Source organism: Neobacillus cucumis (genome assembly GCF_023715505.1).
This window is the reverse complement of sequence record NZ_JAMBOH010000001.1, coordinates 232,014-256,113: the sequence shown is the minus strand read 5'-3', so window position 1 is coordinate 256,113 and position 24,100 is coordinate 232,014. Positions and strand designations below refer to the sequence as shown.

Here is a 24,100-nt window from a genome sequence, read left to right as displayed (position 1 = left end):
CCAGGGAGAAATCCTTGGCTTTTGTTTTGATTAAAAATTTTCACCCCAAATGGAGTGTGCATTATAGGAAATATTTGAATTATCGTATAAAATAAAAAATATTACTATGATGCTAAGGGGAATATCAATGGTGCAAACAGCTAGACGGGAAGACACTTTTCTTACACTTAAAAGTAAAATGGTTTCGGTATATGAATATTTAAGAAATCAGCACGATCAAGTCCAAGCCGAAAAGGTAAAACAACTTGCAAGAAAGTTAGAGAATCGAGAGTATTCGATTGCTTTTTGCGGCCATTTTTCAGCTGGGAAATCGACAATGATCAATCAGGTGGTTGGGGAAAATCTGCTTCCATCAAGCCCCATTCCAACAAGTGCAAACTTGGTAAAAGTAAAATCTGGTGAGGATTATGCAAAAGTATATTTTAAAAATGAAAAACCGAGGCTTTATTTAGCTCCCTATGATTATGATTTAGTCAAAAATTATTGTAAAGACGGCGACAAAATCGAGGAAGTGGAAATCAGCCATAGCGACACTAGATTACCGTCCAATACAATGATACTGGATACACCAGGAATTGATTCAGCTGATGATGCTCATCGGATTGCTACAGAATCCGCTATCCACCTAGCCGATGTCATTTTTTATGTCATGGACTACAATCATGTCCAAGCAGAATTGAATTTCTTATTTACAAAGGAGTTAACAGAGGCAGGTAAAGAGGTATACCTCGTTATCAATCAAATTGATAAACATAAAGATGAGGAATTAACTTTTCAAGCTTTTCAAAAGAGTGTTGTAGATTCTTTTGCCTCTTGGGGTGTGAAACCAGCAAGGATCTTTTATACCTCTTTAAAAGATAAAAGATATCAATTTAACCAGTTTCAAGAATTACAAGAATTTATTGCTGATAAACTGGCCGAGAAAGACGAACTGATCGTTCCATCTATTTTCCATTCATTAAAGAAAATTGCCTTTGACCATTTAAGATTTGTAAAAAAGCAGGAAGCGGAAGAAATTGCCTCTTCACTCGAAGTATTGAATGAACTGCCAGATAAGCAGAAAGAAGATTTATTAATAAACTTTCAGACACTTGTATCCGATCTTAATAAAGCTAAGGATGAACCTTTAGAAAAAGAAAAGGAATTTGATATAGAAATTAACCAAATCATGAAAAATTCCTACCTTATGCCATTTCAAACAAGGGAATTAGCTGAAAAGTATTTGGAAAGTTGTCAAAAGGATTTTAAAGTTGGTTTTTTATTTTCGAAACAGAAAACCGAAGAAGAGCGGAATCAAAGGTTAACCAGTTTTTATAATGATTTGCTAGAGAAAACTAGAACTCAGCTTGAGTGGCATTTACGGGAATTTTTACTGTCTACCTTAAAGGTAACAGAACTTGACAAACCTGAACTCCAAGGCATAGCACAGTCTTTTTCTATACCAGTATCAATGGATTTATTGAGGAATACAGTTAAGCAGGGGGCTCGTGTTACCGGGGATTATGTGCTTCATTATACAGAAGACGTGGCGAATGAGATTAAGAGAATTGCTCGGACCCAATTAACAGATTTTAAAGACCAATTAATGGAAGCTTTAAAAGAACAAAGTGCTAACTTAATCAAAAAATATGAACGAGAATTCCAAAAGATTGAAAAGTATGTTAATGCATTAGATGAGCTAAAAAAGCATGAATTAGCACATCTACATCGAGAAAATTTATTAAATGAACTGTTGGCAAACACGAAAACGTTACAGGAGGATGTATATCAGCTTTTTAGTGATGAAGAAGAAGAGTACGAAGTAGTTAACTCCCTTGGGGAAGTCAATATGGTGAAAGAAAAATCCGAAAAAACAAGGAAAACCAAAGCAACCAAGACAGAGTTTAAATCTGAGAGAGAACCAACAGGAGATCTCTTACAGCAAACAACCGCCAAACTTAAACAGGCATCAAACCTTATAAAGGACCTGCCCGGTTTTCATAAAATATCAAAAGAATTAACCGAAAAGGCTGATAGGCTGGCTAATAAGGGGTTTACAGTCGCACTTTTTGGTGCGTTTAGTGCGGGTAAGTCCTCTTTCGCCAATGCCTTAATGGGGGAGAAGGTCCTGCCTGTTTCTCCAAACCCAACCACAGCGGCAATTAATAAAATTAAGCCTGTCACTGCCGAACATCCGCATGGCACGGTTTTAGTGAAGTTTAAAGAGTCAAATACACTGCTTGATGATATTAATCGTTCTTTAAAGGTTTTTGACCTCCATGCAGATAGTTTTTCAGATGCTATAAACTTAATCGAGCAAATTAATCTCGAGTCAGGTGAAGGGGTATTAGAAAAGACGCATATAGCCTTTTTACATGCTTTTCAAAAGGGTTATGACTCCTTTGTTTCATTACTTGGTACAATTAAGACAACAGATTTAGCTGACTTTCATGAGTTTGTCGCACAGGAAGAAAAATCATGTTACGTGGAATGGATTGAGCTTTACTATGATTGTGATCTGACACGAAAGGGAATTACGCTTGTCGATACGCCTGGGGCAGATTCCATTAATGCCAGACATACTGGTGTAGCCTTTGATTACATTAAAAATTCAGATGCCATTCTTTTTGTAACCTATTATAATCATGCTTTTTCTAAAGCAGACCGCGAATTTTTAATACAGCTTGGACGTGTAAAGGAATCGTTTCAAATGGATAAGATGTTCTTTATCATTAACGCGATCGACCTGGCTGAAAATGATGAAGAAAAGGATTCCGTTGTCGATTATGTTGAGGAACATTTAATTAAGTATGGGGTAAGAAATCCTCATATTTATTCCTTATCTAGCCTTTTGGCACTAAAGGAAAAAAACAATCCCAATTTAAATGTGACCTCTGGTATGAAACCATTTGAGCAGGCATTTTATCATTTTATTTCTAATGACCTCACAGAAATGGCGATTTCTTCGGCGGAAAAAGAATTAACAAGGGTCCATGAATTGGTAAAGACACTTATTCAGAATTCCCAACAAGACCAGACCATTAAAGCACAAAAACGAGCAGAAATTGAGAAGCAGCAAGCAAAGGTTAGGATTATTCTTAACAATGAAACTGTTGCTTCTTTACAAAATCGATTGATCCAAGAAGCAGAAGAATTAATTTTTTATATTAAGCAAAGAGTCTTCTTACGGTTTGGTGATTTCTTTAGGGAGGCCTTTAACCCATCTACTTTAAGGGATGATGGCCGTAACTTGAAAAAGGCTCTGCATGCAGGACTTGATGAATTTCTTGAGAGTTTTGGCTTTGATTTTGCCCAAGAACTTAGGGCTACAACTGTAAGATTAGATCGGTTTATTGACAATTTGTTTAGGGATTATCAAGAACGACTCACTCGGAATTTACTTGATGTAAACCAAGATCTTTCTTTTTCAATGTTTGAAAAAAAGGAAAGTAATAAAATTGATTTCCCGATAGCTTTTAAAAACGTAAATCAGCAGCAGTTTAGTAAAGCACTTTCCTATTTTAAAAATCCAAAGTCCTTTTTTGAGAAAAATGAGAAAAAGTTAATGAGTGATGAGTTGTATCATGTACTAAATGCACTTGCGGATGATTATCTAAAGGATGAAGCCGCCCGTTTAAATCAACATTATGATTTAGAGCTGAAGGATAATTTCAGTAAACTAATAAAGAAAATCGATGAACAGACTGAGGAGTTTTACTTAAGTCTGCTTTCAGCCTTAGACGGAGGAGTTTCCGTTGAGCTTTTACTGGAAATAGAGCATAAGCTTTCAGAATAAATAGGGAGGCGAAAGGCATGAAATATGTAAAAGACAGTGAATGGCTATGGAAACATTTAAATGATGTGAATGTAAGAATTGTAGATTGCCGTTTTTCTTTAGCAGAACCACAAAAGGGAAAAATTAATTATCTGCAAAGTCACCTGCCTGGGGCGGTCTACTTTGATTTAGAACAAGATTTATCAGGAACTGTCTGTGAGCATGGTGGACGCCATCCCTTGCCGGATGTTGATGTCTTAGTCAATAAGCTTGAAAATGCAGGTATCAATCATGAAATGACAGTCATTGCTTATGATGATGGGGAAGGCGCCTTTGCAGCTCGTTTTTGGTGGCTTTTGCAATATCTTGGCCACGAAAATGTGTATGTACTGGATGGTGGCTTCAAAAACTGGCATGAAGCAGATTTTCCGGTAACTGCAGATATTCCAACCTTTAAAAGGGAGGATTTCCGCATGGGATTGAGGTCTGAGTTACTTGCAACACATGAAGAGGTGAAGACTGCGGTTGCCAAACAAGACAAGGTATTAATTGATTCCCGTGAAGCCAAACGCTACCTTGGTTTAGAAGAACCGATTGATAAAAAAGCAGGGCATATCCCAGGGGCACTTAATAAACCATGGATGGAAGGATTAAGAGGAGGTCGTTATTTACCAAATTCTGAACAAATGGAGCGATTCTCTGATCTTGACTCAAACCAGCCGATTATCGTGTATTGCGGCTCTGGGGTAACGGCTGTCCCCAATTTCCTCGCACTAAAGGAAGCGGGATTTGAAAACGTGAAGCTGTATGTGGGAAGCTTTAGCGACTGGATTTCGTATGAAGAAAATAAAATTGAATCATCATCCTAGTCTCCTTATGGTATAATGGTAGACGTGCTGTTTTTTTAGTATACCAAGAGGAGGACTAAAAAATTGGAAAATCAAAAGCCTTCATTAATGCTCGTTGATGGTATGGCCTTACTATTCCGTGCTTTTTACGCTACCGCGGTAACAGGCCAATTTATGATAAATTCAAAAGGAATTCCGACGAATGGAATTCATGGTTTCGTTAAACATTTATTTACGGCTGTTTCTTCATTTAAGCCGACACACCTTGCTGTTTGCTGGGATATGGGGAGCAAAACCTTTCGAACAGAAATATTTGCTGATTATAAGGGGAATCGGGGCGAGGCGCCGATTGAGCTTATTCCACAATTTGATTTAGTCAAAGAGGTTGTTGAGTCCTTCGATATTCCTAATATTGGTTTGGCAGGGTATGAGGCCGATGATTGCATAGGTACGATTGCACAGCAAATGAAGGGTACTGCACATGTATCAATCTTAACGGGTGACCAGGATATTCTCCAGCTATTAGATGAGGATATTTCTGTTATATTACTCAAAAAAGGATATGGCAATTATCTTGTTCATACACCGCAAACTTTCTTTGAAGATAAGGGGATCATGCCAAGACAGATGATTGATTTAAAGGCTCTCATGGGTGATCCTAGCGATAATTACCCTGGGGTTAAAGGGATTGGTGAAAAAACAGCTCTAAAGCTTTTAAAAGAGTTCGAACATGTAGAGGGGATTATTTCCAATCTTGACCGCTTATCAAAATCCCATAAATCAAAAATCGAGCAGGATTTAGATATGCTCCATTTGTCTAGGACCTTAGCCGAAATAAAATGCGATGTTCCCATAACATGTCAACTTGACCAGGCTGGATTGTCCATTCCAAGGGAAAGGGCGTTAAATAAATTGAAGGAAGTCGAGCTTCGAGGTATTCAGCGGCTGTTTCCGCTTGATGAGGCGATTATTTCCTAAGTATAAAGGGTGTTCCACACGTTGGGACACCCTTCTTTATTACCCGCAAATTGTGCAAAAGTTATATTTTAGTATTACTTTTCTTTGCTCTATTCTCTAACTCGCTTTTTGGATCCTCGGTCATTTCTGCATCCTGCCCATATCCTTGCGGATTGACGCTCGGAGCTTTCACTCCTCGACTAGCGTTGCCTTTTTTAGTCAAAACACTTCACCTCCCACTTTTTTAGTATTTCCACTAGGAATAATAAAACACCACTTTCTGAACAATAATGGGTAGAGGTGATATGATGAACAAAGGTGTTTATTTAGCCCTTTTTAGCATTGGTCTTGCCCAAGGTGTTAAGATTCCCATCCATTATTTCAAAAAGAAAGAATGGCGGCCTGACTTATTTTTTGGAACAGGCGGAATGCCAAGTTCCCATTCCGCTGGTGTTTCCACTTTGACTACGTATATTGCACTGCAAAGGGGATTGACAACCTTTGACTTTGCTCTTTCGCTTGTCTACGGCTTAATTGTTATGTATGATGCGCAAGGGGTACGGAGGCAGACGGGGGAACTAACTCTAAAAGTAAATTCAATGAATGATTTAATTGAGAAAATTCATAAAGAAGAAAGTCTGGAATATAAACAAGAGGCCCCAAAAAAGCTGAAGGAAATGTTAGGTCACCAGCCAGAAGAAGTAGTGGGAGGGGCCTTGTTAGGAGTATTAGTTGGTGTCATCGGTCATCTTTGTACAAAAAAGGATAGAAAATTTTTAAAATTTAAGTTAAGATTTTAACTGTTCATATGTGTGGGAGAGGATTGGTCTGAACCGTGTTAACAGTTGAAGATTATTTGCACTACTTGAAAGGGAAGGGTTTTCAATTTCAAGAGGATGCGATTGGATTTATTTTCTTCGGAAAACACTATACAAATGCTTCCGATGAAATCATTAATACCGCAATTGAATTGACTTTAAAAGCACAAAAACGTTTTGACGGAAGTTTCTATGTGGCCTTGCTCGAAATGTTAACAGCAAATAATATCAACTCGAGAAAAGCTGCGTTAAAATATTTAAAGGATAGAGAATTACTGGCTATATAATTAAATTAGAAAAGCTCCCAGAAGATAGGGAGCTTTTAACTTTCCAGACTTTTACTTTTTCTAAACCAATCCAGCTTTCCTGCTGGAAGCTCGGCCATAATCATTCCCAGAAAGATCAGAATACATCCAAAAAGGGCACTGATCGATAAACGTTCATGGGCCCAAAAATAACCTGTTATTGCAGCAAAAACTGGCTCCATGGCAAAAATTAACGCAACCCTTGTTGCTGATGTATATTTTTGAAAATTAGTTTGGATAAAAAAAGCAATCGCTGTAGCAAAAACGCTTGTAATGACCAATGCAGCCATAACATCTTTTGACACTAAAATGTCCAGCCCTATTGATGTCCTCCAATCCTCAAAAAAGAAAGAGGAGAAAGTGGATAATAGGCCGACCGTTGCTATTTGAATAACCGTTAATAGCAAAGTAGGGTATTTATTGCTGACCTTACCGGTTATAATAATATGCAAACCAAAACTAATCGCACAAATAAAGACAAACCCATCACCAATATTTAATCCTGAAACATCAGTCAACGTCAAAAAAAATAACCCAAGCGTCGCTGTTATAACACCTAAGACTGCATTTTTACTCGGGTATTGTTTTAGTAACAAAATGGAGAATAGTGGAACCAATACAACGCTGAGTCCTGTAATAAAACCTGTCTTTGATGTAGTGGTATACAAGAGACCAATTGTTTGGGTTACATAACCCAGAAAAAGCCAAAAACCGATAAATACTCCTGATGAAAGTAATTTCAAGTTTATCTGCTTTAACTGCTTAAAATCACAAAAGAGCAAGCAGAAAAATAATAGAAGAGCTGCCAGGGAAAAACGGATGCCATTAAAAGCAAATGGCGGGAGAAAATTAATCGCATTTTGGACTAGTACAAAAGTTGTACCCCAAATTAATGTAACAAATAGCAGGCTTAAATCGGCAATTAATGGTCGTTTCATGCTGTCTAGTCCTCTCTGATATTTTTTTGAATCGCCAATCTAGCCAGTTCATCTGCAACTTTGTTTTCGGCACTTGGGATCCATTTCATAAAGAATAAATCAAATTTTTTGGTAAGTTTTAATGCCTTTTCAAGTAAGGGTGCATACGATTTATTTTTAGTAAACTCTCTATCCATAGCCATGTTTACTAATTCAGAGTCTGTTCGAAATGAGATAATGGAATGGACTAATCCTTTTTTATAACAAATGTCAAGAGCTTCAATTAAAGCAAGAAATTCTGCTTCATGGTTCGACATGCTTCCAAGCGGTATGGAGTATTTCTCCAAAGTACCATTTCCTTTAATGAATATCCCGGCTCCACTTGGTCCAGGATTACCAGCACTAGCCCCATCAATATAGACTTCAATCAATGATGAACCCTCCTCGGTGATAATAGTTACACCTTAACATAGAAGAGTTTAACATATTTTCACAAAGACATGCAGGGAATTATTTTTTCTAGGGGAGAAGTGGGCAGAATAAAATTATCGATATTTTTATTCTAACTGAATAAGCTAATTGGTAAGACGATGAAAACGATCATGAAAGGCTGAAAAGAATGAAATATAAGCTTGAGTGGATATATAATGTAAAAAGTAATGAAAAGGTTCAATGTTCTTCAGATTGGTTAACAGGTGAATTAGCTGTTAAATTTGCTGAGGAGATTGAGTCTAGCGGAAAAGTAACCGAGTTATACTTTTATGATGAAGCAGGTACATCTTGGATATTGAAGGAAATGAAAAAGCTGCTAACAGAAGTTGAGGAGGACCCCCATGAAATTACGGTCTTTTTTGACGGTGGTTTTCAAAAGGAAAGTAACCAAGCTGGACTTGGAGCTGTTATCTTTTTTAAACAAGGAAAGAAGAAATATCGTATTCGAGCAAATCAACGTTTTGATGAAATGGAATCCAATAATGAAGCAGAATATGCTGCATTTTATTTTGCATTAAACATCTTAGAAGACTTAGGGGTACATCATTTATCATGCGAATTCAAAGGTGATTCACAAGGGATATTAAAGCAGCTTGAAGGAGAATGGCCGTGTTACGAAGAAACCCTTAACCGCTGGCTTGACCGAATTGAAGGAAAAATAAAGACTTTAGGTATCCACCCGAAATTCACGGTAATCCCTCGTAAAGATAATAAGGAAGCCGATAAATTGGCCACCCAAGCATTAGAAGGGAAAGAGATATTTGCTAAAACATTAATACTATGAGGAGAGGGTGTCTATCATCATGAAGCCTTTAGTCAGAAAGGAATTATTGAGCCAGGTAGAAGGCTTAATGAACCAATATTGTAATGGCTGCTTTTTGCATAAATATTTAAAAAAGGCAGACGGGCGGAGAGCCGCACATCGTTTTTGTATTTCTCAATGTACAGTCGGAGAACAGATTCGGGATTATGGAGAAAAATTAAAGTGAGAATATTAAAAAGGCTGACAAATCTCGTCAGCCTTGAATGGTTATTATTTGAAATGATTATAGTTTTACTACGTTAGCAGCTTGTGGTCCACGGTTTCCTTCAACGATTTCGAAAGAAACTTCTTGACCTTCTTCTAATGATTTGAATCCGTCGCCTTGAATCGCACTGAAATGTACGAATACATCGTCTCCGCCTTCAACTTCGATAAAACCAAACCCTTTTTCGTTGTTAAACCATTTTACTTTACCGTTTTGCATGTACTTCTTCCTCCTAAGCCTATCGTGGCACCTATTTGGTACCAAGTTAAATATTATCATGTATCGCTTACATGATGCTTTAAATATACAATAATGAAAAAAGACAGTCAAGGAATCACAGGTGATTTTTTCCTGAAAAAAGCATTGTTTTGAATAATTTATTAATATAAGTGAATATAATATTTTGATGAATATATTATAGGCTCTTCCTCATATGTTTATTAATAACATTTCAATTCGAGGTGGGGGAGCCCATGTACCGATTTTCAATTGAAGGAGAAGAGTGGATTTTAAGATTCTCACCCAAAGTTTTAATTGAAGCAGATGAAAAGCAGGCTATACTCATGTCATTGCTGCAAATAGGAAATACTTTAGCAGATTTTTCTCATGGAAATGGTTTTATCATGTTTACTAAGAAAATTGGGGCTATTGTCTTTGATGTGGAGCGGATTCCCTCTTTCATTTTAACTGTCTCTAATATTGTTCCTGAAGAGAATTGGTACGTTCAAGATAAGAACTCTTTTAAGCCAAATAACTAGTTAAACAAACTATAGTTTTTAAAACCTGCCAATTATTGAGCAGGTTATTTTTTATTTTTCTGACTATTATATTAAACTATTGAGATATTTAACTTCATTTGGTTTGCCCAAATTCTGCCTTATTTTTTACCTTTACGAAATAGATTTGAAGTGGGAAAATGAATCAGGGATGCTTTAAAAAGGAGCAAATTTAGATGAAATTAATTATTGCTGAAAAACCCGATCAAGGTTCAACATTAGCTTCGATTTTTAAACATAAAAAACAAAACGGTTTTATTGAAATATTTCCGAATGAAACATTTATAGGAGGGGCATATGTGACATGGGCAATTGGACATCTATGCCAGCTGGTTGCCCCTGAAAAATATGAACCTGGTTGGAAAAAATGGTCTTTAGACACTTTGCCCATCATACCCGAACACTTTCAATACGAAGTAACAAAAGATAAGGAAAGGCAATTTACGGTTATAAAAAAACTAGTATCTGACCCGAATGTAACGGAAATTATTCATGCAGGTGATGCCGGGCGTGAAGGTGAATTGATCATTCGCAATATCCTCCGTTTAACAAACTGCAAAAAACCGATGAAACGACTTTGGATTTCGTCCTTAACGCCAAATGCAATCCGAGAAGGGTTTAATAAATTATTGGATGAACAGGATACAAAAAGCTTATACTTTGAGGCATATACTCGTGCGTGTGCAGATTGGATTGTCGGTATGAATGGCTCAAGGCTTTATAGCTTGCTTCTTCAGCAAAAAGGATTCTCAGATGTATTCTCAGTTGGAAGGGTCCAAACTCCAACCTTAGCCCTTATTGTAAAACGAGAACTAGAGATTGAGAATTTTAAGTCTGAACCATTTTGGGAGGTTACTGCATCCTTTGCAATCAGCGGGAAAAAATACAGTGGAAAGTGGCAGAATGAAGGAGAAACCCGTGTGAAGACGAAAGAGTTGGCTGAAAAAGTAGCCGCTTTTTGTCGAGACAGGCCGGCTGAAGTTACAGAGGTACTTTCGGAAAGAAAAGAATTTTTACCGCCGCTGTTATATAATCTTTCAGCTTTACAGGCGGAAGCCAATAAACGTTACAAGTTCTCTCCAAAGAACACATTAGATATGTTGCAAAAACTCTATCAAAAAGGGTATGTTTCCTATCCCCGCTCCGATTCGAGGTATGTTACAAAAGAAGAGGCTAATACCTTTCCAGATATTTTAAGTCGATTAAGTCATCTAAAAGACTACGAAAGTTATTTCCCACTTCCGATTGATTCTATCGCAGATAACAAACGATACGTGAATGAAAAAAAGGTAACCGATCACTATGCCATTATTCCAACTGAGCAAATCCCAAATTTGGATAGGCTTGGTTCTGATGAGCGCAAGATTTATGATTTAATTGTGACTAGCTTAATTGCTGCCCATTATAATAAGTCTGTCGCAGAATATACAACCGTTACTACGTTAGTAGATGGCAGAGCAACTTTTATTTCAAAAGGAAAGGTGCAACTAGAAGAAGGATGGAGAAAAGTCCTAAATCATAAGGAACGTGAGGATGTTCCTGAACTGCCTGCTTTAACAAAAGGAGAACAGGGTAAAACGGTGAAAGTAGATGTGAAAGAAAGCCAGACACAACCGCCGAAGCGGTATACTGAAGGCCAGCTGATTACATTGATGAAAACCGCCGGAAAACATATAGATGATAAAGAGCTCGAGAAAATCCTTACTAAAACGGAAGGATTAGGAACGGAAGCTACGCGAGCTGGGATTATTACTATGCTTAAGGACCGTTTATACATTGAAGTGAAGAAAAACTTAGTTTATGCAACTGCCAAAGCTAAAATATTGATTGAAGCGATAGGTCAAGAAATTCTCGCTTCACCTGAAATGACAGCAAAATGGGAGCAAAAACTAAAGGAAATATCGGAAGGTTCTGCCGTGCCAAAGCATTTTATGGAGCAAACGAAAAAAATGGTTCTCCATCTAATTTCCTCCAGTTTGGAACAATCTGCAGCGTGGGTCTTTTCTGAAGATATTACTCAAAACTTCACTCCTGGAAAACAAAAAGGAAAGAGAAGAACTTCGACTAAACTAGGGCCTTGTAAAAAATGTGAAGGTGATATCATTGATAAAGGCAACTTCTACGGCTGCAGCAATTATAAAAAAAATCAGTGTAATTTTACAATTTCAAAGAAAATCCTTGGGAAAAATATTACTCAAAAAAATGTAAAACTTCTGCTGTCAGGTGAAAAGACAGAACTAATCGAAGGATTTACGAATAAGGACAAAACCTTTAATGCTAGACTATTCCTTGATGGACAGGAAAATAGAATAAAATTTTTATTCGAGGAGACTGCCGTAAAATAATTCCTCACTTGTCACTCATTTTTTAATATAGTAAACTTTTAGAAGAGTAATTTTTTGGAGGTTAAGGGATGCCAACACCTAGCATGGAAGATTATATCGAACAAATATATATTTTAATTGAAGAAAAAGGTTACGCTCGGGTATCGGATATTGCCGAAGCGTTATCCGTCCATCCCTCCTCAGTAACAAAAATGGTGCAAAAGCTTGATAAAGATGAATATTTAGTTTATGAAAAATATAGAGGACTTAGCTTAACATCCAAGGGTAATAAGATTGGTAAACGCCTAGTTTTTAGACATGAACTACTTGAACAATTTCTCAAAATTATTGGGGTAAAGGATGAAAACATCTATCATGATGTGGAAGGAATTGAGCATCATTTAAGCTGGGACTCTATTGATCGGATTGGCGATCTTGTTCAGTTCTTTGAGGAAGACCAGAATAGGATTGACGCGTTAAAAGAAGTTCAAAAACAAAATGAACATGAATAGAGAAGATCTTCTCATTCTCAAATGGGTATACAGAAAGCACCTAGCAATCAAGCTAGGTGCTTTTAAAATAAATTTGGATAATGGTCAAAGGATTGTTCGAGTTCCGGCATAAGAGATATTGCTCCATTTGTATCCCGGACTGTTTGAAGACCTTGAATTAAGCCCTGTTCAACATCCAATAGTGCCTTGCGGTAAGATATGACCCGCCCTTCGGAAGTAACAAAATTGATAATCTCTCCATTGTAATTTCGATGGATTGCAGTAATTGTTTCCATAGGGACACTCCTTTCCTATGTATTATAGCTATAAATAGCGAATAATAAACAAAGCTGCAATTGAAAAAGCATCGGTAACCGATGCTTATTGACCCCAATTGAAAGGTGTTTCCTGGTAAACATAGTAATTTAACCAATTAGAGAAGAATAAATGACCATGTGAGCGCCACCGATTTATTGGTGGTTGTGTTGGGTCATTGTTTGGAAAGTAATTTTCAGGCATATGAATCTTTAGACCTTTTTTTAAGTCTCTCTCATATTCCTGTGCCAATGAATCGGAGTCGTATTCCAGATGACCTGTGATCATGACATGTTTTCGATCCCTCGAGGCAATCAATAATGCCCCGGCTTCTTCTGAGGCAGCCAATAATTTTAATTCTGGGTTTTTCATAATGGATTCAATTGCTATATCTGTGTAACGTGAATGTGGAGCATAAAACTGATCGTCAAACCCTCGCAATAAAATATCATTTTGCTCAAAGATTTGATGGGCATAAATTCCGGAGCATTTACGCTTTAATTCAAATTTGCCGATCCCATAGTGATAATATAAGCCCGCCTGTGCACCCCAGCAAATATGTAAGGTCGAGGTGACATTTTGATCGGCCCAATCCATGATCTCTTTTAATTCAGACCAATACTTCACTTGATCAAATTCTAATAATTCAACCGGTGCACCAGTAATAATCATTCCGTCAAATTTTAAGTTTTTAATTTCCGGAAACGTGGTATAGAACTGTTCTAAATGCTGCTTACTAGTATGGGTTGACTCATACGAATCGGTTTTTAAAAAATTCACATTAACCTGTAATGGAGAGTTTCCTAATAAGCGCAATAACTGTGTTTCAGCTTTTTCTTTTTCAGGCATTAAATTTAATATTAAGATATTTAAAGGCCTGATATCCTGAGTGATGGCCCTCTCATCATCCATGATGAAAATATTTTCCTGTTCAAGTATCTCCCTTGCAGGTAATTGCTTAGGTATGTTAATAGGCAAGTGACCGTCCCCTTTCTTAAATCCGTAAAATATAAAGGTAATTTTTGAATGACTTGCGGATGGAGTCATTGAATATTTAAAAAATTCGATAATTACATTATAAACATTATTATAATTTCAGGAAAGATTTTAATTTCGATATAATAATAATCGGAATAAAAAAAACTTATTTGCTACAATGGTAGTGCTATGGAAATTAATGCTGAATGTGGGGGTTTAACGTGAAGATGAAAACATCAGTGGAGTCAGACATTGAAATTGCACAAGCATCCAAAATGAAGCCGATTGTCGAAATTGCGGAAAATATTGGTTTACTAGAAAGTGATTTGGAGCTTTATGGAAAGTATAAAGCTAAAATTTCCAATGAGGCACTAAACAAAATAAAGACAAACAATGATGGAAAAATTATCCTTGTTACCTCAATTAATCCAACTCCGGCGGGTGAAGGGAAATCTACTGTTACAGTCGGTCTTGCGGATGCATTTAATAGAATTGGGAAAAAGGTAATGATTGCAATGCGTGAGCCCTCGCTTGGCCCAACTATGGGTATAAAAGGCGGAGCAACTGGCGGCGGTTATTCTCAAGTTCTTCCAATGGAGGACATTAACCTCCATTTTACTGGAGACATTCATGCAATTACAACTGCAAATAATGCTCTTGCTGCCTTAATTGATAACCATCTACAACAAGGCAATGAGTTAAATATAGATCAGCGAAGAATCGTTTGGAAACGGGCCATAGACTTAAATGATCGTGCGTTACGAAAAGTAATTATTGGTCTTGGAGGTCCACTTCAAGGTGTCCCCCGTGAGGATGGTTTCGACATTACAGTTGCCTCAGAAGTTATGGCCGTTCTTTGTTTAGCAACTGACTTAAAGGATTTAAAATTACGATTGTCACGAATGGTAGTTGCTTATAATGTAAATAAACAACCAGTGACAGTTGGAGACCTTGGTGTGAAGGGTGCATTAGCGCTATTGTTAAAAGACGCGGTTAAACCAAATCTTGTTCAAACCATTGAACACACACCAGCGCTGATTCACGGAGGTCCGTTTGCAAATATTGCACATGGCTGCAACAGTGTCATTGCTACTAAGGCAGCTCAAAAGTTAGCCGATTATGTCATCACTGAGGGTGGCTTTGGGGCTGATTTAGGTGCAGAGAAGTTTTTACATATCAAAGCACGCAGTGCAAGAATTAAACCAGAAGCTGTAGTAGTGGTCGCTACCATCCGTGCCTTAAAAATGCATGGTGGTGTCGAAAAAAAGGATTTGACAAGTGAGAATATCACAGCACTTACGCTTGGTTTTAGTAATTTGCAAAAACATATTGAAACAATAAAAAGTTTTGGCCTTCCGGTGGTCGTTGCCATCAATAAATTTATTACCGATACAAGTTCAGAGGTTCAAACATTACTTGACTGGTGTGAAAGGGAAAATGTACCAGCGGCATTAACAGAAGTTTGGGAAAAAGGCGGGGAAGGGGGGATCGAGCTTGCACAAACACTCTTGTCAGTGATGGAAAAAGAGGAAAATCATTTTCAACCCTTATATGAACTTTCTAATTCAATTGAACAAAAAATAAGAACTATTGTCCAAGTTGTATACGGCGGGAAGGACGTAGAGTTTTTACCGAAAGCCAAAAAACAATTAGCTGATTTTGACAGGTTCGGCTGGTCTCATTTACCCGTTTGCATGGCGAAATCACAATATTCACTATCGGATGATCCTTCAAAGCTGGGCAGGCCGACTGATTTCATCGTAACGATTAGAGAATTTAAACCTTCAATAGGGGCAGGCTTTATTGTGGCCTTAACAGGAGAGGTCATGACGATGCCGGGACTCCCTAAAAATCCAGCCGCTCTTAATATGGATGTGGACGATCAAGGGAATGCGCTAGGACTTTTCTAAAGGAGTGGAGTATTCAATGTTTGACCCAACAGCCTTTGATAATATGAAAGTAGTGATTGAAGGGGCCCTTTATGATTTAGATATAAAGGGTGATATTATCATTACTGATCGAAATGATTTAATAAACCTAGCAAAAATGTCCCGCTCTTTTGACGTATCCTTTCAGTTGCCTGATGGTAATTGTATTGCAAAAGTAGAATTGAAGTCGACATTGTTAAATTTGGCTGCTGAGCTTTTACCCTCTATGCAATCGGAACATCAGGCTGGATGTTATGTAAGATTGGAATTTTTCCTTGAACAGGAAAAAGAGCCAAATTTTAATGAACTAAAAAATATCCTTTTAGATATATGGGGGGATTCTCGGAATTTTTCATTAACAAGCCATTTTCACCCGTTAGATAGAGAACAAAATTTTTCAACAAGTCTTGCTGTGGAATTTGGCCGCTTGGTTACCGAGGATCAGATGGATGATTTGGTCAATATGACTGATTTTGTAGTTAATACTCTTGAGCGGTTGAACATTAGATAATTATAATAACCAGCTATTCAGTTAGCTGGTTATATTTATTTTTTTAATATTTACAATATTCAAATTTGAGGTTACAGTTAGATTAGCGTGATATTATGACCTCATACTAATAGCAGGGGGAGAGACGCATGGTTAAGATCGCATGGGTAACCGATAGTACAGCTTATTTAGATGATGAGCTAAGCAATCATCCAGATTTATATACCATCCCGTTAACTGTTGTTCTGGACGGGGAGGAATATTTGGATGGAATAGACTTAACCCCAAAGGAATTATTTGGCCGTTTAAAGGAACTAAAAAACCCGCCGTTAACCTCGCAGCCATCGGTTGGTTCTTTTCAATCTTTATATGAACAATTGTCAAAAGAATATGATCAAATTGTAACCATTCTTATCTCAGGAAAGTTAAGTGGGACGGTCTCCTCAAGTAAGCAGGCAGCAGCACTTGTCGATATTCCGGTCACTACCTTTGATTCAAACATCCTTACTTTTCCGATGTCCGCATTAATTAAAAAAGGGATGGAACTGGTTAAGGATGGTAAAAGTATTGAATCGATGGTAGAGCAGCTTGAAAAAATTCGGGAAACGTGCGAGACATATGTTCTTGTCGGAAGTTTAGAGCAGCTCCATCGAGGCGGGCGTATGACAGGGCTGCAATTTTTCCTTGGAAGTATGCTAAATGTCAAACCAATTATTTCAATTGAAGATGGGGCACTTAGCGTGAAAGAAAAAGTTAGAGGCGAGAAAAAGGCTAAAGAAAAAATTCTTGATTATTTTCGAATGTCATATGAACAGAATCGATTTAAAGAAGTATACCTATTGTACGGATTACATGAAGAACAAGCCAAAGCTTGGCAGATTGAATTGCAGGAGAAGTATCCTGATGTTAAAATTTTCAGCTGTCCATTAGGGGCTGTAATCGGCGTTCATGCTGGCGAAAACACCCTTGGAATTAGTTGGTTTAATGGCTTAAAATAACTTTACCTCCGATTGTGCATACTATGAATGCAGTCAATATGAAGGAGAGGGGTGTGCACATGAGTAAGCAAGGAAGACAAAATGCAAACCAGACGAGAGAACAAATTGAAAAACAGGATATTAGTAATGATGTGGAACTAGGCAGTGAATTTCAAATTGGCAATAATAAGTCTCAGAGTCAGAAAAAAAGCGGCCGTCAGGCAAACAAAAAATAACCTCGAAACATCGGGGTTATTTTTTGTTTGCCTTTCATGTTAAAATAACAAGGGGTAAAGGCAGGTGCTTGAAAATGAAGGACTTATCAATTAAACAAACAGAGAAATTTGTCCGAAATGAACTAGGTGAAGATGCTACGGGCCATGATTGGTACCATGTTGACCGTGTCCGGCGTAATGCCTTACATATTTGCAAAGAAGAAAGGTTTGGAGATCCGTTTGTCATTGAAATGGCAGCACTTCTTCATGACATACCAGATGAAAAACTAAACAAAACAGCGGAACTAGGGAAGGCCAAGCTCGAATCTTTTTTCAAAACCATTTTAGTTCCAAATGAGGTCAAAGAACATATTATTCAAATCATTGACACGATTTCATATAAAGGCGGCAGGAAAACAGAGCTTAAAACCGTTGAAGCAAAAATCGTACAGGATGCAGATCGTTTAGATGCAATTGGAGCCATTGGGATTGCAAGAGCCTTCGCTTATGGCGGTAAAAAAGGCCAGCCTATCTTTGATCCTGCTGTCCAAGTCAGGGAAGAAATGAGCTTGGAAGAATATCGAAAAGGGAAATCAACAAGTATTCACCATTTTTATGAAAAATTATTAAAATTAAAAGATTTATTAAATACAGATACAGCTAAGAAAATTGCAGAGAAAAGGCAGGAAATGATGCTTAGCTTTTTAGAACAATTTTATCAAGAATGGGATGGACAAGATTTATGAAGATGCTCACAGTAGAAAATGTTTCAAAAACGTATGGTGAGAAGCAGCTCTTTGACCATATTTCTTTTACAATTAGTGAAAAGGAGCGGGTGGGGTTAATTGGCATAAATGGGACCGGGAAATCTTCCTTGTTAAAAATAATTGCGGGGTTAGATGTACCTGATGATGGGAAAATTCTCTCACCTAAGGAGTACACCATTTCGTTTTTATCCCAACAGCCGGAATTAGATTTAGATAAAACAGTACTAGAACAAGTCTTCCGCGGCGATGCGCCGATTCTAAAACTGATGCGTGGATATGAAGAGACCCTATTAAAACTGAATATCTCCCCATCTGATACAAAAGTTCAAGAAGAGCTTTTTCAATTACAAAAGCAAATGGATGCTATAAATGCCTGGGATGCCAGTACAAATGCCAAGTCTATATTAATGAAATTAGGAATTGAGGATTTTACAAAGAAAATTGGCGAACTTTCAGGCGGTCAAAAAAAGCGTGTCGCACTTGCGCAAGTATTAATTGCTGAGCCGGATTTATTAATTTTAGACGAACCAACCAACCATCTTGATTTTGATTCCGTTAAGTGGTTAGAAGATTATTTAAGCCGATATAACGGTTCGATTTTGCTTGTTACGCATGACCGTTACTTCCTTGACCGTGTTGCTAATCGGATGTTTGAATTAGATGGTGGTAATCTCTACAGCTACAAAGGAAACTATGCTGCCTTTTTGGAAGCAAAAGCGGTTCGGGAGGAAAACGAAGCAGCAACCTATGAAAAAAATAAAAACTTATTTCGCAGAGAACTAGATTGGATTAGACGCGGCGCCAAGGCGAGGTCGACAAAACAAAAAGCTAGAATTCAGCGTTTTGAAGATCTAGATGACAAGCTTACAACCGGAAAGCCATCCGGTGAAAAATTGGATATTACCTTAAATGGAAGCCGGCTGGGTAAGCAGGTTTTCGAATTGAAAAATGCATCGAAACGATATGACCAAAAAGTAATCCTTAATCATTTCGATTTATTGGTTAAGCCGGGAGACCGGATTGGGATTATTGGTAAAAACGGTGCCGGTAAATCGACATTACTGAATATTTTAGCAAAGAAGATTCCGTTGGATGAGGGTGAATTTAACATTGGGCAAACAGTAAAGCTTAGTTTTTATACCCAAGAAAGCGAAGATATGGATGACAATAAGCGGATGATTGAATACATCAAAGAGACTGCTGAAGTTGTCGAGACATCGGATGGTAAGACTATCTCGGCTGCACAAATGCTTGAACGTTTCCTATTTCCACCTTTTACCCACGGGACTCCGATTAGAAAATTATCTGGCGGAGAAAAACGTCGTCTTTACCTTTTAAAGCTGTTAATGACAGCACCAAATGTTCTCTTGCTGGATGAGCCAACGAATGATTTAGATACACAAACCTTAACCGTTTTGGAAGACTATTTGGAAGATTTCCCAGGTGTTGTTATAACGGTTTCCCATGATCGCTATTTCCTAGATAAAGTGGTGGAACAGCTGCTAATTCTTCGTGGGGAAGGTGAAATAGGCTCTTTCTATGGGAATTACAGCGATTATCTTGAAAAAGAAACAGCGCATGAAGTACAAACAAACGCGGTATCTAAGCCAATATCTCCAACTAAAGCTCCAGAAAAGGAAAAAAAGAAGCGGTTAACGTTTAAGGAGAAAAAAGAGTGGGAAGAAATTGACGCGGTGATTTCCAATACAGAGGCAAAAATTGAAGAAGTAGCTGCGGATATGGCTGCAACCGGCAGTGACTTTACGAAAGCACAGGAATTAATGAAACAGGAAAAGGAATTAAACGAAAAGCTAGAGTATTTAATCGAGCGCTGGTCCTATCTGGCAGAGATAGCTGAACAAGAATAAGAAAACAACAAGAATTAGGTGATTGTGTTGAAAATAAAGGCGATAGAACCAACGCCAAGTCCAAATACAATGAAAATTAATTTAGACCAAGAACTTCCAATGGGCAAAAGCCATAATTATAAAAAAGAAACTTCTTCAGACGCCCCCCCTATTATTCAAGCAATCCTGCAAATTGACGGAATAAAGGGTGTATACCATGTTGCCGATTTTTTAGCCGTTGAGCGAAACGCAAAATATGATTGGAAGGAATTATTACCTCAAGTCCGCCGGGCGTTTGGTGAAAAAATAGAGGAAACGGCCAATATAAACAAGCTAGACAAGCATTTTGGCGAAATTAAGGTAGAAATTCAAATGTTTAAAGACATTCCTCTTCAGGTTAAACTGACCGATAGTTCCACGGAACGAAGGTTTGGAATGCCAGATTACTTTTTAAAAGCAAGGGAACAGGCACAGCTTCCCGGGGATAATTATATCCTTTTGCGTAAGTGGAAAAATCAAGGAGTCCGCTATGGTGATTTTGATCAGATTGGTCAAGAGGTTGTCGAGGAACTAATTGCAGCCTATCCAAAGGAGCGCCTTGAAGCACTTGTAACAAAAGCACAAAGCTCAGGTACACCAATTGTCCAGAAAGCAAAGCGAACTCGTAAAAAAGTAACAATAGAGGATTTAAACAATCCTGACTGGCAGTTACGCTATCAGCTGTTAGAACAAATGGAAGACCCTGAACTCGAGGATTTACCTATGCTTAAAAAAGCAATACAAGATGAAAAGCCTTCCATCCGCAGACTAGCAACAGTATATCTTGGTATGATTAAAGATAAAGGAGTTCTGCCGTTATTATATAAGGCCTTAAAAGATAAAACTGTAACCGTGCGCAGAACAGCAGGTGATTGCTTATCCGATTTAGGCTTTCCTGAGGCAGCTGAGGAAATGGCAAAAGCATTGAGGGATACCAGTAAACTCGTACGTTGGAGAGCTGCTATGTTTCTTTATGAGGCAGGCGGTGAAGAGTCACTGCCAGCCCTTAAAAAAGCTGAAAATGACCCGGAATTTGAAGTGAGTATGCAAATCAAAATGGCGATTGAAAGAATTGAAGGCGGAGAAGAAGCGAAAGGTTCAGTCTGGAAACAGATGACGGAAGCAAGAAAGTCTGACCAGTAATTTTGTAAATTAGCCATGATTATAGTATTCTATATGGAGAAGAAATGGAGTGAATGTGATGTCAAATGCGTATGAAGAATATATGAAACAAATGGTTTTACCAATGCGTGAAGAATTAACAAGAGCAGGGTTCAAGGAATTAAATACAGCGGAAGAGGTCGAAGATTTTATGGAAAAAGCAACGGGTACTACACTTGTTGTAGTTAATTCCGTTTGCGGCTGTGCCGCGGGATTAGCAAGACCTGCAGCAACCCAAGCTGTGTTAAATAGCGAGAAAAAACCAGAGCATTTAGTAACTGTTTTCGCTGGACAAGATAAAGAAGCGACAGCGAAAATGCGTGAGTACTTTGAAGGAATCGAACCTTCATCACCATCGATGGCATTACTAAAAGATAAACAGGTAGTTCATTTTATTCCTAGACATGATATTGAAGGTATGCCGATGGAAGTTGTTATGCAAAACCTAATGGGTGCATTTGAAGCTCATTGCTAAAGGGATGTCATTAGACATCCTTTTTTTAATAAATAAAAAGAGATGATCGTATGTTTGTAACAACAGCAGGAAGAACAAACGAGGAAATGATTGAACGCGCACTGCAAATTTCTGAATTTTTACAGGTTCCTTATCTCCCGCGCAAAAAGAAATCGATTTACCATGTGCAACAACAGGCTGACAGTGACTGTATTGTGGTGGGGAAAGAACGATTGGAGCTTTTTGAGAAAAATAGTAACCAGCCATTTTTCTTCCACCCTAATTCAGCGATGTTTCGGATTAAGCGGCTAATCAGTGGTGACTACGACCCATTTTCCGATGCCGTAAAACTTACAAATGGTATGACATTTCTTGACTGTACACTTGGTCTTGCTTCAGATGCGATAATTGCAAGCTTCCTCGTTGGCCGGGAAGGGATGGTAACCGGTATAGAGGGGCAGAAATACTTGGCATTCATTGTTCAACAGGGACTGCAAACTTGGGACTCCGGACTTCCTGTCATGGATGAGGCCATGAATCGCATCCGTGTTATTCAAATGAACGCCCGCGATTATTTAAAAAGTCAACGAGATTCATCAGTTGACTGTGTCTATTTTGATCCAATGTTTGAAGAAAAGATTCTTGAATCTGATGGGATTAAAGCTTTAGGCCATTTTGCTATTCATGATAATCTGACTGATGAAATGATTACCGAGGCCATCAGGGTAGCTAAATATAGAGTAGTCTTAAAAGATCATTACAAAAGCTTGCGCTTTGAAAAATATGGCTTTCAAGTCATGCACCGAAAAACCGCAAAATTTCATTTTGGAGTAATAGAAAAAAGCTGAAAGCTCTTTCTTTCAGTTTTTTTCCATTTTGCCCAAAAAAGAAGTATAATAATTTGTAAGAAACTTAAATTCAGAAATCTCTTACAATAAAGGTGTGAACCGATTATGAACAAGTGGCTGCGTAAATCACTTTTTGTCACCATATCGATTTTAACATTTGGTCTTGTAACTCCATCACAACTAATAAATCAAGCGAATGCAGAAAAAATTAATGATCGAGACGGTTTCGAAACTTCAGCACCTGAAAGAAGTTTCGTTCAGGCAAATAGTTATTTACTAGAAACAGAATTTAATAGAGAAAAGTTTATGCAGGAACTAATTAAACAGGCAGAAATTCAATCCTATCAAAAGTTTGGGGCTAGAATAAAGCCAGTCATCGAAAGTGAATTCCGAGAAATAATTTTACCGAATATTGAAAAGGCAATCGAAGAAACCGCTTCTCAGTTTCCAGAGGATCGTGTTAAGAATCTGACCATAACAGAACAGCCTGGTTACGGGCTTTCTGAGAAAATTTTTAATATAAAAGATAGTGTTTCAGGGAAAGATATTATACGTTTCCATGTAAGACGCGATAATCCGCCTCAGGCAGGCTACTGGTTTAATTTTCATTATCATACCTATCATGATGATTTTCATACCCATCATGAGCTGGGTTCCATTTATTGGGACAGAAATACTCCGCCAAAATGGATGAGCTAGTCCTTCATAAATTTTTTTATAATAAATGAAACCTTTTTAAAAGAAACTCGTAAATAATCTATCACCAAAATTGGAGGAATGTAAAAATGGCAGTAAGTTTATCTAAAGGTCAAAAAGTTGATTTAACAAAAACCAATCCTGGTTTAACAAATGTTGTGGTTGGATTGGGATGGGACACTAATAAATATGATGGCGGTAATGATTTTGACTTGGATTCATCGATATTCCTTTTAGGAGAGAATGGCAAAGTAACGAATGAATCAGACTTCATTTTCTACAATAATCGTGAAGGAGCAGGCGGTGCTGTCGTACATACTGGAGATAACCGCACGGGTGCTGGCGACGGTGATGATGAACAAGTCAAAATTAATCTGACTACTGTTCCAGCTAATATTCAGAGGATTGCATTTACCATTACCATTCATGACGCGGACAGCCGGAACCAAAACTTTGGTCAGGTCAGTAATTCGTATGCGAGAATCTTCAACGAGGCAACTGGCGAGGAATTAATCCGTTATGATTTAGGGGAAGATTTTTCGATTGAGACTGCCATTGTGGTTGGAGAATTATATCGCCACAACGGTGAATGGAAATTTAGTGCGATTGGCAGCGGATACCAGGGAGGATTAGCTGCGTTAGCAACAGATTTTGGCTTATCAATTGGTTAACAAT

27 protein-coding genes are annotated in these 24,100 nt (G+C 37.8%); 21 read left to right on the top strand and 6 right to left on the bottom strand.

What is annotated here, in order from left to right; genetic code table 11:
- Positions 1–127: 127 nt before the first annotated feature.
- From M3226_RS01330 to M3226_RS01320, 3 genes are all read left to right on the top strand, one after another.
- Positions 128–3,775, top strand: a complete 3,648-nt coding sequence (locus tag M3226_RS01330; protein ID WP_251561878.1) for a dynamin family protein — start codon at positions 128–130, stop codon at positions 3,773–3,775.
- Positions 3,776–3,792: 17 nt separating this feature from the next.
- Positions 3,793–4,623 carry a sulfurtransferase gene (locus M3226_RS01325; RefSeq protein ID WP_251561876.1) on the top strand — a complete coding sequence of 277 codons (831 nt, stop codon included), beginning with the start codon at positions 3,793–3,795 and terminating at the stop codon, positions 4,621–4,623.
- A gap of 63 nt (positions 4,624–4,686) precedes the next feature.
- A complete protein-coding gene (locus M3226_RS01320) occupies positions 4,687–5,580 on the top strand; it encodes a 5'-3' exonuclease (RefSeq protein ID WP_285857684.1) in 894 nt (297 codons plus the stop codon).
- Positions 5,581–5,641: 61 nt separating this feature from the next.
- On the opposite strand, the gene sspL is transcribed toward M3226_RS01320, so the two are convergent.
- The gene (sspL, locus tag M3226_RS01315; RefSeq protein WP_251561874.1) at positions 5,642–5,782 is read right to left on the bottom strand and encodes a small, acid-soluble spore protein L; all 141 of its coding nucleotides are present in this window, start codon (positions 5,780–5,782) and stop codon (positions 5,642–5,644) included.
- An 85-nt stretch (positions 5,783–5,867) separates the two neighbouring features.
- Between sspL and M3226_RS01310 the strand changes: the two genes are divergently transcribed.
- Positions 5,868–6,359 carry a divergent PAP2 family protein gene (locus M3226_RS01310; RefSeq protein ID WP_251562332.1) on the top strand — a complete coding sequence of 164 codons (492 nt, stop codon included), beginning with the start codon at positions 5,868–5,870 and terminating at the stop codon, positions 6,357–6,359.
- Between the two features lie 35 nt (positions 6,360–6,394).
- Positions 6,395–6,664: a DUF6123 family protein gene (locus M3226_RS01305; RefSeq protein ID WP_144562943.1), complete on the top strand. Its 270-nt coding sequence runs from the start codon at positions 6,395–6,397 to the stop codon at positions 6,662–6,664.
- 35 nt (positions 6,665–6,699) lie between these two features.
- Here the strand turns inward: M3226_RS01305 and M3226_RS01300 are convergent, their stop codons facing one another.
- Together M3226_RS01300 and M3226_RS01295 are read right to left on the bottom strand one after the other, a co-directional pair.
- Positions 6,700–7,620: a DMT family transporter gene (locus M3226_RS01300; RefSeq protein WP_251561872.1), complete on the bottom strand. Its 921-nt coding sequence runs from the start codon at positions 7,618–7,620 to the stop codon at positions 6,700–6,702.
- Between the two features lie 5 nt (positions 7,621–7,625).
- Positions 7,626–8,030: a reverse transcriptase-like protein gene (locus M3226_RS01295; RefSeq protein WP_251561870.1), complete on the bottom strand. Its 405-nt coding sequence runs from the start codon at positions 8,028–8,030 to the stop codon at positions 7,626–7,628.
- A 188-nt stretch (positions 8,031–8,218) separates the two neighbouring features.
- Here M3226_RS01295 and M3226_RS01290 point away from each other — a divergent pair, with 188 nt between their 5' ends.
- On the top strand, positions 8,219–8,875 hold the full coding sequence (locus M3226_RS01290; RefSeq protein ID WP_251561868.1) for a reverse transcriptase-like protein: 657 nt from the start codon (positions 8,219–8,221) through the stop codon (positions 8,873–8,875).
- 19 nt (positions 8,876–8,894) lie between these two features.
- A complete protein-coding gene (locus tag M3226_RS01285; protein ID WP_251561866.1) occupies positions 8,895–9,080 on the top strand; it encodes a zinc-finger domain-containing protein in 186 nt (61 codons plus the stop codon).
- A gap of 57 nt (positions 9,081–9,137) precedes the next feature.
- On the opposite strand, the gene cspD is transcribed toward M3226_RS01285, so the two are convergent.
- Entirely contained in the window at positions 9,138–9,338 is a 201-nt protein-coding gene (gene cspD, locus M3226_RS01280) for a cold-shock protein CspD (RefSeq protein WP_071459908.1), read from the bottom strand.
- Between the two features lie 254 nt (positions 9,339–9,592).
- Here cspD and M3226_RS01275 point away from each other — a divergent pair, with 254 nt between their 5' ends.
- The 3 genes from M3226_RS01275 to mntR all read left to right on the top strand — a co-directional run bounded on the left by M3226_RS01275 (position 9,593) and on the right by mntR (position 12,731).
- Positions 9,593–9,877 carry a hypothetical protein gene (locus tag M3226_RS01275; protein ID WP_251561863.1) on the top strand — a complete coding sequence of 95 codons (285 nt, stop codon included), beginning with the start codon at positions 9,593–9,595 and terminating at the stop codon, positions 9,875–9,877.
- Between the two features lie 194 nt (positions 9,878–10,071).
- Positions 10,072–12,240 carry a DNA topoisomerase III gene (locus M3226_RS01270; protein WP_251561861.1) on the top strand — a complete coding sequence of 723 codons (2,169 nt, stop codon included), beginning with the start codon at positions 10,072–10,074 and terminating at the stop codon, positions 12,238–12,240.
- A gap of 68 nt (positions 12,241–12,308) precedes the next feature.
- A complete protein-coding gene (mntR, locus tag M3226_RS01265) occupies positions 12,309–12,731 on the top strand; it encodes a transcriptional regulator MntR (RefSeq protein ID WP_251561859.1) in 423 nt (140 codons plus the stop codon).
- Between the two features lie 62 nt (positions 12,732–12,793).
- Here mntR and M3226_RS01260 read toward each other — a convergent pair whose 3' ends face one another.
- Positions 12,794–13,006 carry a DUF3892 domain-containing protein gene (locus M3226_RS01260; RefSeq protein ID WP_251561857.1) on the bottom strand — a complete coding sequence of 71 codons (213 nt, stop codon included), beginning with the start codon at positions 13,004–13,006 and terminating at the stop codon, positions 12,794–12,796.
- Positions 13,007–13,091: 85 nt separating this feature from the next.
- Positions 13,092–14,003: a homoserine O-acetyltransferase MetA gene (gene metA, locus M3226_RS01255; RefSeq protein ID WP_251561855.1), complete on the bottom strand. Its 912-nt coding sequence runs from the start codon at positions 14,001–14,003 to the stop codon at positions 13,092–13,094.
- 227 nt (positions 14,004–14,230) lie between these two features.
- Here metA and M3226_RS01250 point away from each other — a divergent pair, with 227 nt between their 5' ends.
- From M3226_RS01250 to M3226_RS01200, 11 genes are all read left to right on the top strand, one after another.
- On the top strand, positions 14,231–15,913 hold the full coding sequence (locus M3226_RS01250) for a formate--tetrahydrofolate ligase (protein ID WP_285857700.1): 1,683 nt from the start codon (positions 14,231–14,233) through the stop codon (positions 15,911–15,913).
- A gap of 16 nt (positions 15,914–15,929) precedes the next feature.
- Positions 15,930–16,442 carry a hypothetical protein gene (locus M3226_RS01245; RefSeq protein WP_251561852.1) on the top strand — a complete coding sequence of 171 codons (513 nt, stop codon included), beginning with the start codon at positions 15,930–15,932 and terminating at the stop codon, positions 16,440–16,442.
- A 128-nt stretch (positions 16,443–16,570) separates the two neighbouring features.
- The gene (locus M3226_RS01240) at positions 16,571–17,419 is read left to right on the top strand and encodes a DegV family protein (RefSeq protein WP_251561850.1); all 849 of its coding nucleotides are present in this window, start codon (positions 16,571–16,573) and stop codon (positions 17,417–17,419) included.
- A 59-nt stretch (positions 17,420–17,478) separates the two neighbouring features.
- Positions 17,479–17,634, top strand: coding sequence for a hypothetical protein (locus M3226_RS01235; protein ID WP_180960284.1), 156 nt, complete (start codon positions 17,479–17,481; stop codon positions 17,632–17,634).
- A gap of 74 nt (positions 17,635–17,708) precedes the next feature.
- Positions 17,709–18,359, top strand: a complete 651-nt coding sequence (locus tag M3226_RS01230) for an HD domain-containing protein (RefSeq protein WP_251561848.1) — start codon at positions 17,709–17,711, stop codon at positions 18,357–18,359.
- The gene (locus tag M3226_RS01225; protein WP_251561846.1) at positions 18,356–20,248 is read left to right on the top strand and encodes an ABC-F family ATP-binding cassette domain-containing protein; all 1,893 of its coding nucleotides are present in this window, start codon (positions 18,356–18,358) and stop codon (positions 20,246–20,248) included. The genes M3226_RS01230 and M3226_RS01225 overlap by 4 nt, the downstream gene beginning before the upstream one ends.
- A 27-nt stretch (positions 20,249–20,275) precedes the next feature.
- Positions 20,276–21,409, top strand: coding sequence for a conserved virulence factor C family protein (locus M3226_RS01220; protein ID WP_251561844.1), 1,134 nt, complete (start codon positions 20,276–20,278; stop codon positions 21,407–21,409).
- Positions 21,410–21,467: 58 nt separating this feature from the next.
- Positions 21,468–21,902, top strand: a complete 435-nt coding sequence (locus tag M3226_RS01215) for a BrxA/BrxB family bacilliredoxin (protein WP_251561842.1) — start codon at positions 21,468–21,470, stop codon at positions 21,900–21,902.
- A gap of 50 nt (positions 21,903–21,952) precedes the next feature.
- Positions 21,953–22,729 (top strand): class I SAM-dependent methyltransferase, encoded by a 777-nt coding sequence (locus tag M3226_RS01210; RefSeq protein WP_251561840.1) that lies wholly within the window; start codon positions 21,953–21,955, stop codon positions 22,727–22,729.
- Between the two features lie 105 nt (positions 22,730–22,834).
- Positions 22,835–23,428, top strand: coding sequence for a YpjP family protein (locus M3226_RS01205; RefSeq protein ID WP_251561839.1), 594 nt, complete (start codon positions 22,835–22,837; stop codon positions 23,426–23,428).
- 86 nt (positions 23,429–23,514) lie between these two features.
- A complete protein-coding gene (locus tag M3226_RS01200) occupies positions 23,515–24,096 on the top strand; it encodes a TerD family protein (RefSeq protein ID WP_251561836.1) in 582 nt (193 codons plus the stop codon).
- Positions 24,097–24,100: the final 4 nt, after the last annotated feature.

Coding starts and splice junctions, on each gene's coding strand:
- mntR (WP_251561859.1), top strand. CDS start 12,309: ATGCCAACACCTAGCATGGAAGATTATATCGAACAAATATATATTTTA.
- M3226_RS01250 (WP_285857700.1), top strand. CDS start 14,231: ATGAAAACATCAGTGGAGTCAGACATTGAAATTGCACAAGCATCCAAA.
- M3226_RS01235 (WP_180960284.1), top strand. CDS start 17,479: ATGAGTAAGCAAGGAAGACAAAATGCAAACCAGACGAGAGAACAAATT.
- M3226_RS01300 (WP_251561872.1), bottom strand. CDS start 7,620: ATGAAACGACCATTAATTGCCGATTTAAGCCTGCTATTTGTTACATTA.
- M3226_RS01285 (WP_251561866.1), top strand. CDS start 8,895: ATGAAGCCTTTAGTCAGAAAGGAATTATTGAGCCAGGTAGAAGGCTTA.
- M3226_RS01245 (WP_251561852.1), top strand. CDS start 15,930: ATGTTTGACCCAACAGCCTTTGATAATATGAAAGTAGTGATTGAAGGG.
- M3226_RS01260 (WP_251561857.1), bottom strand. CDS start 13,006: ATGGAAACAATTACTGCAATCCATCGAAATTACAATGGAGAGATTATC.
- M3226_RS01240 (WP_251561850.1), top strand. CDS start 16,571: ATGGTTAAGATCGCATGGGTAACCGATAGTACAGCTTATTTAGATGAT.
- cspD (WP_071459908.1), bottom strand. CDS start 9,338: ATGCAAAACGGTAAAGTAAAATGGTTTAACAACGAAAAAGGGTTTGGT.
- M3226_RS01310 (WP_251562332.1), top strand. CDS start 5,868: ATGAACAAAGGTGTTTATTTAGCCCTTTTTAGCATTGGTCTTGCCCAA.
- M3226_RS01290 (WP_251561868.1), top strand. CDS start 8,219: ATGAAATATAAGCTTGAGTGGATATATAATGTAAAAAGTAATGAAAAG.
- M3226_RS01205 (WP_251561839.1), top strand. CDS start 22,835: ATGAACAAGTGGCTGCGTAAATCACTTTTTGTCACCATATCGATTTTA.
- M3226_RS01270 (WP_251561861.1), top strand. CDS start 10,072: ATGAAATTAATTATTGCTGAAAAACCCGATCAAGGTTCAACATTAGCT.
- M3226_RS01225 (WP_251561846.1), top strand. CDS start 18,356: ATGAAGATGCTCACAGTAGAAAATGTTTCAAAAACGTATGGTGAGAAG.
- M3226_RS01275 (WP_251561863.1), top strand. CDS start 9,593: ATGTACCGATTTTCAATTGAAGGAGAAGAGTGGATTTTAAGATTCTCA.
- M3226_RS01215 (WP_251561842.1), top strand. CDS start 21,468: ATGTCAAATGCGTATGAAGAATATATGAAACAAATGGTTTTACCAATG.
- M3226_RS01210 (WP_251561840.1), top strand. CDS start 21,953: ATGTTTGTAACAACAGCAGGAAGAACAAACGAGGAAATGATTGAACGC.
- M3226_RS01200 (WP_251561836.1), top strand. CDS start 23,515: ATGGCAGTAAGTTTATCTAAAGGTCAAAAAGTTGATTTAACAAAAACC.
- M3226_RS01230 (WP_251561848.1), top strand. CDS start 17,709: ATGAAGGACTTATCAATTAAACAAACAGAGAAATTTGTCCGAAATGAA.
- M3226_RS01325 (WP_251561876.1), top strand. CDS start 3,793: ATGAAATATGTAAAAGACAGTGAATGGCTATGGAAACATTTAAATGAT.
- M3226_RS01330 (WP_251561878.1), top strand. CDS start 128: ATGGTGCAAACAGCTAGACGGGAAGACACTTTTCTTACACTTAAAAGT.